This window comes from Roseateles sp. P5_E11 (genome assembly GCF_054049355.1).
Map to the genome: position 1 here is coordinate 1 of NZ_JBFUMO010000341.1, position 6,324 is coordinate 6,324.

Consider the following 6,324-nt stretch of genomic DNA (forward strand, 5'->3'; position numbering starts at 1 on the left):
GGACATCGCCTTCTCGGCATCCTGCTTCGCGGTGGGGCTCGCGCACATCGCGCGGGCAGCTGCAGCAGTCCCGAACCAGCAGGTGCCGTCAAGCTCTTGTGCCCGCAAGACCAGAGCCCGTATGAGCGCCACCAGGTACAGGGCACGCCGGCGATTCAGTTGAGGTTCAAGGCGCTCTTCCGGATGGTCGGGTCGTTTTCTCGTTCCCAGGAAGACCCGCCAGAACTCGGGGTAGGCCTTGATCTTGAGCTCGAGGTCCGAGCAGATCTCCAGCGCCGCAGCTAGGTCTTCGCCACGAAGACTGAAGACGACGTGCAACGAGAAGATGTCGTGATGGCTATCCCGTTGAGAAAATCGATTGAACTCCTCGCCAATCAGCTCAAAGTAGGCGCGGCTCCATTCGCTCCATGCGTTGAAGCGAACCCGTCCCTCTGGCATCAGAGGCCAGGGAGGCGCGTCGCCCGAGGTCACAGATATTCCGAACACGGCACAGGTCATGCGGCATCGCCCGGTCGGTTTGCGCCGACAGTGGCACCCTCTCAAAGCGCTGGCAGTTTCCCATGTGGGTTCAGCTGCCTGCAGCCGCACAGCATGCGTCCGTGCCCCGAAGCTCATAGGACTCGCGCCACGCCCGCTGCTGCGTGCGCACAACGCGTCCGTTGCTTCCAGTCCATCGCGGTGTTAGCCTTCGGCCCCCATGAAGCAGCTCCTGATTTCTCAACGCGCTCAAGCCGCATCGACGACCCGCTTTGCCGCGGTGGATTCGCTGCGCGCGGCGTATGACGCAGCACTGCTTCCCTAGAGCCATTCCATCCGGAGGCTCGGCCTCCTGAGTTCAACGAAACCCGGTAGGCCACAAGCCACCGGGTTTTGTTTTTTCCGCCCTCCATTGGAGACCCAGGCCATGAGCCTCGATCGAGATTCGTCCGCATTCCTCGCCGCACGCACTGCCAGCAGCGCGTTGCTGTGCGTCCTCTTCGTGGAGTGGTCCGTGTAGACCCCTCCGGGCCTGCGTGTGCCTGGAGGTCCATCCTTCAGGCGAATTCAAAAAGCCTGCCGGGTGGCCCACACCCCGCAGGCTTTTTTGTTTTTCCGTCCGCGCAAGCGGGCACACCAGGTCTGGCGCGCGCGCCGACAACCCCGCCGACAAGTCCACCTGGCCAGTGGACGGCATTGGCACTTTCAAACTCACCTTCAAACTGGAGAACCCATCATGAACACCAAGGTTCATGTCAACGTTGGCACCATCGGACACGTCGACCACGGCAAGACGACCCTGACCGCTGCTCTCACCTCCGTGCAGGCCGCACGTTTCGGCGGCCGCGCTCTGTCCTATGGGCAGATCGACAACGCCAAGGAAGAGCGCGAGCGCGGCATCACGATCAACACCTCGCACGTCGAGTACGAGTCGGACACGCGCCACTACGCCCACATCGACTGCCCGGGCCACGCTGACTACATCAAGAACATGATCACCGGCGCCTCGCAGATGGACGGCGCCATCCTGCTGGTCGACGGCACCGAAGGCGCCGCCCGCCAGACCATCGAGCACGTGCTCCTGGCTCGCCAGGTGAACGTGGGCCACATGGTGGTGTTCGTGAACAAGATGGACCTGGTGCCCGAGAGCGACCGTGCCGACATCGCCGAGCTGATCGAGATGGAGATCGGCGCCCTGCTGGCCACCCATGGCTACACGGAGCCCGCCTTTGTCTTCGGCAGCGCGATGAAGGCGCTGGCCGCCGCTGAACGTGGCGAGCTGGATGGCCCGGACGTGCAATGCATCGTCGAGCTGGTGAACGCACTGGACTCGCGCATCCCTGACCCGGTGCGCGACTACGCCAGCCCGTTCATGATGCCCGTCGAGGCCGTGCACACTATCGCGGGCCGCGGCACCGTCATCAGCGGCCGTGTCGAGCGCGGCGTGATCCGCGTCGGCGACTCGCTGGAGATCGTCGGCCTCAGCTCGGCTGGTGACGACCCTGTCGTGGTCACCGGCGTGCAGTCCTTCCACAAGGACGTGGCCGAAGGTCGTGCCGGTATGAACGTGGGCCTGCTGCTGCGCGGCGTCAAGCGTGACGACGTCGTGCGCGGCCAGGTCGTGGTGAAGCCCGGCGCGCTGAAGCCCTACCGCACGGGGCGCGCCCAGATCTTCGTCCTCAGCAAGGAAGAAGGCGGCCGCCACACCCCGTTCGGCTCCGGCTACCAGCCGCAGTTCTTCTTCGGCCCTACCGATGTGACCGGCGTTATCAGCGTCGACGCCGATGCCGGCGTTGTCGAACCCGGCGCGCAGGCTCTGATCAGCTTCGAGCTGAACAAGCCGGTCGCGATCGAGAACGGCATGCGCTTCGCCATGCGTGAAGGCGGCAAGACCGTCGGCGCTGGCATCGTGACCGAAGTGCTCGCCTGAAAGGCTGAGCCTTCCCCGCCCCTGTTGCTTGCTTGTCGGGTAGCAGGGGCTTTCTTGTTTGTTGGGGGGCGTGGGAGCGACTCAGGTAGAGCGGTCGCTCGGCTGGCTTTCGGCACATCAATCTGCTTGCCACCGATTCCGGAAAATGTGGCGTCCGCCCTGGTACCACTGTGAGCGGCTGGCAGCTAAGCTGCTTGCAAAAGAGCCCAAGGGAGGGAACATGCGCGCAACGAGCATCCGACTGCAAAACTTCAGGTCCTTCGCGGACACGCAGGAGATTCCGCTTAGTCCGATCACGGTGTTAATCGGCAAGAACAACACGGGGAAGTCGAGCATCATCCGCGGCTTGCATCTAATGCAGCACGGGCTTGACCCATATCCAGATGTCCGCCTTGGGGAATCTCAGGCCTCAATTTTTGTGAGGTTGGAGGGCCAGCACGAGCACTGGGGACTGCGCGTTGGACGTCCCGCTGTCTCTTCGTCGTTGACCATGGTCTTCACTGATGGAGAGAGTAAGTCGGAACAATCCACTCTGACCATTGACGGAAATCCATCGGGACTGAAAGGTGACACCCGCTTCCCGAACAAGGAACCCAACCATCTCGTAGTGCCGATCTTGGCCAGGAGAAAGGCTGGTCAATACAGCGAAGAGGTTCGGCAGCACACCGCAACCAATGTTGCGCTGGACCAGAGCAGCCTAGCCGCGAAGCTGGCCCGGGTATCAGTCCGTGGATATCCCGGACATCAACAGTTCGCCGACGCCTGCTATGAGCTGCTCGGATTCCACGTTGGCCCGATCTTGTCGCCGAATGGTCAGAGGCCTGGAGCCTATCTGCCGAGCGGAGCCACTCTTCCGATGGACCAGATGGGGGAGGGGGTTTCCAACATCGTCCACATGCTGGCCAACCTGGCGGTCTCGCAAGACAAGATATTGCTGATCGAGGAACCGGAGAACGACCTGCACCCAGGCGCGCTGAAGGCACTGCTAGATCTCATCATCGTGTCTTCAGTGCGGAATCAGTTCGTAATCTCGACTCACTCCAACATCGTAGTTAGGCATCTGTGCGCGGCGCCGCGCAGTACTCTGCTTCGTGTAACGGCTGAGGAGGGCATCCTTCCGACGACGTCTAAGGTTGAGGTCGTGGCGCACACAGCGACGGCCCGCATCGCAGTCCTAGAGGACCTAGGCTACTCGTTCGCCGACTTCGATTTGTGGTCGGGCTGGTTGATCCTGGAGGAAGCGTCCGCGGAGACCCTCATTGGAAAGTTTCTCATCCCGTGGTTCGCGCCCGGACTGAAGGGGAAGCTTCGAACGGTGTCCGCCGCGGGCGTGAACAGGGTCGATGCCAAAGTGGACGACTTCCACCGACTGATGGTCTTCCTGCACTTGCAGAGCGCATATGAGGGCAAGGCGTGGGTACGGGTTGACGGCGACTCGGCCGGGCAGGCAGTGGTGGAGAGGCTTCGTGAGAAGCACAAGACCTGGAGAGAAGACCAGATTCGGTGCTTCGACCGGGATCAGTTCGAGAGGTACTACCCGGCGCATTTCAGCGACCAGATCGACCAGGCGCTCGATGTCAAGGATCCGGAAGCCAGGCGACAGGAAAAGGACAAACTGCGTCAAAGGGTCGTCGACTGGCTTGTGGCCAACGAGGCCGCTGGAAAAACTGCTCTCGCGGAGTCGGCTAAGACAGTTATCACCCAGTTGCAGGCTATCGAAAAGCAACTGGCAGGGTGATGACACCGAAAGTTCTGCGTGGTTGTTCATTTTTCCGTCGGCGCCAGCAAACCTGACCGACGTACTTCATCAGCCCGCGGATATCACATCGATCAAGCTCAGCGGCTCCTGATCAATCAGACCGGGCCTGCTCGATCCCAGCATCTCGTTTGTCGCCGGGCACTTCACAACCTTCATGCACCCTCGGAGGCCTTCATGTCGCTACTCTGGGGGAATCGGCAACGCCGGACGAACCAACTCATACGGGCGTTGGCGCCTGGAATCCTTCAGCAGGCTCCGCCTGATTCGCAGAGGCTTTTCGCGCTCTGCCGCCTGACGTGGATCACTGCTGCCTATGACGAGATCAGTGAAACATACGTCAGTCGACTCAAGATCCCCGCCCTTGGTGACGCGCTGGAAGAGGACTTTTCCCATCTGTCCATCGACTCCGTCGCCACGGCCGTCGCACGGCAACTGGGCGATCAACAGCTAGCGGAAGTCGTAAGAAGTCACACCGGCTTCACCAATTTCTATCGAGCCTATAGAAACTCGGCGCGTGGTTGGATGGAGGCCAATGTCGCTGCCGTTGCGATGATCTTTAGGCGCGCCTTTGCGCTTACAGACGATGTTGAGGCCGAGACATTGGCCCGAGACATCGCCGCACTGCCGGGCATCCCCAAGGCAAATCACCCGGAACAGTTGATGCGGCCGGAGTACTTGCTAACACCCGTGTGCTTTGCGCTCGACCCACGCCTGCGATTCCCAATCATCAATGGAGCGCCGCGTGTCAGGTCCCTGCTTCGGCGGGTTGGAGTGACAGATCACTCGATCGCCAATCAAGTACGGGCATTGGTTGCCCTGATCGGACGCGACGGAATCGAGGATGCGGCCGACCTCGATCAACTTGGTCTTGCCGAACTGATCGACATCGGTAGGCCAACACACGAATCTCCGCGGAGTTTGCTGCAGCCGGTGCCCGAGGAAGGAGATGCGCTTCCCCTGAAAGATGAGGAGGACATTCGCCGCCTGCAGCAGGCGTTGGACGTGGTGCAGCGCCGCGTTCACAACCGGATGACTAACGATCTGCGCACAGCGCTCGCGAGATGGAACGTCTTCGAGGGGCGGCGCGCGGACTGCCGCTATGACGTGCTGGTTGGCGACTACGACGGCAACAAAAATGATCTTCTGCTAGAAGTGAAAAGCACTGTCGATGCAGCACAAGTTCGCATGGCAATTGGTCAGGTGTTCAGCTACTGGCATCGCCTTTCAGGGCCGACCGACGATTGCCATGTCGCCATAGTCCTACCTGAGCGTCCAGATGTAGCAACTGCGGAGCTGCTGCATTGGCTGGAGATCGGGTTGCTATGGTTCGAGGATCGGCAGCTTCGTACCGGCACTGAATGGTTACGGTTGTTCGTCGCCGAATGCCTGCCAGTCGCGTGACGCGGTAGCTGATCTGGACGTGCAATGCCGAGTTTTCGTCTGCCAGCAGCAGAATGCTATTCCTTGGTCAGCACTTGCAGATTCGTTGCCTCTACAAAGTTGATTCCCCAGTATCGATTGACGGATAGCATTTTGAATTCGTCAAGCAGTCGAGCGCCTTCTAAGACCCTTGTCATCATGTCTGCGGCGTCTTTGACTCCAAGCGCTGTGTGGATGTCTCGACGAATATCGGGGTCAGTCGCCTTCATAAAGAGCGGCAGGCCCCCAGTCTCAGCTTTGTACACGCCAGTTCGCGGAGCCCAATAGCGCGTGCCGCCGTTTACCTCCCGCTCGTTGGCGTGAACTACCCCATCAAGAGCTAACAGAAAGTCTGCTTGCACCATATCGGCGAACGAAGTGTGCTCGGGCGAGCAGCGCTCTTTCAGCATGTCCGCTGTCAAGCTAGCGCGGTTCAGCTTCAGGCGATAGTTCCGATGCTCGTCTATGGACGGCATGAATGCATCGAACGCGTTGATGTCCGCGGCCTTCCTTCCGGAATGGTCCGTGCGCAGGACAAACGGGTACTTGCACAGCGCCCGAAGGCACTTCCAACGCTCATGCCGGATAAGCGCCGCCGTTATCAGCAACACCGACTCAAGCGCGAAGAACCGGTAGAGGTCTGACCAGCCGTCAACGTAGGTGCCGTCCGTGAGCGGCGGGCCGAACTTTTGGCCCAGCGACTCAAGCAAGAGAAAGCACGCTTTGAGCGCCTTCGGAT

General features: G+C 60.6%; 5 protein-coding genes. 3 read left to right on the plus strand and 2 right to left on the minus strand.

Annotated features, from left to right (window positions below):
* On the minus strand, positions 1 to 471 hold a 471-nt coding region (locus ACXJKR_RS21225), incomplete at its 3' end, for a hypothetical protein (protein WP_457324506.1).
* 742 nt (positions 472 to 1,213) lie between these two features.
* On the opposite strand from ACXJKR_RS21225, the gene ACXJKR_RS21230 reads away from it, so the two are divergent.
* The 3 genes from ACXJKR_RS21230 to ACXJKR_RS21240 all read left to right on the plus strand — a co-directional run bounded on the left by ACXJKR_RS21230 (position 1,214) and on the right by ACXJKR_RS21240 (position 5,567).
* Entirely contained in the window at positions 1,214 to 2,407 is a 1,194-nt protein-coding gene (locus ACXJKR_RS21230; RefSeq protein ID WP_457324507.1) for an elongation factor Tu, read from the plus strand.
* 220 nt (positions 2,408 to 2,627) lie between these two features.
* On the plus strand, positions 2,628 to 4,145 hold the full coding sequence (locus tag ACXJKR_RS21235; protein ID WP_457324508.1) for an ATP-dependent nuclease: 1,518 nt from the start codon (positions 2,628 to 2,630) through the stop codon (positions 4,143 to 4,145).
* 195 nt (positions 4,146 to 4,340) lie between these two features.
* A complete protein-coding gene (locus ACXJKR_RS21240; RefSeq protein ID WP_457324509.1) occupies positions 4,341 to 5,567 on the plus strand; it encodes a hypothetical protein in 1,227 nt (408 codons plus the stop codon).
* Positions 5,568 to 5,623: 56 nt separating this feature from the next.
* Here ACXJKR_RS21240 and ACXJKR_RS21245 read toward each other — a convergent pair.
* A partial coding sequence (locus tag ACXJKR_RS21245) for a hypothetical protein (protein ID WP_457324510.1) occupies positions 5,624 to 6,324 on the minus strand: 701 nt, incomplete at its 5' end.

Bases quoted from the DNA above. Each gene is read 5' to 3' on its own strand.
- ACXJKR_RS21230 (WP_457324507.1), top strand. From the start codon at position 1,214: ATGAACACCAAGGTTCATGTCAACGTTGGCACCATCGGACACGTCGAC.
- ACXJKR_RS21235 (WP_457324508.1), top strand. From the start codon at position 2,628: ATGCGCGCAACGAGCATCCGACTGCAAAACTTCAGGTCCTTCGCGGAC.
- ACXJKR_RS21240 (WP_457324509.1), top strand. From the start codon at position 4,341: ATGTCGCTACTCTGGGGGAATCGGCAACGCCGGACGAACCAACTCATA.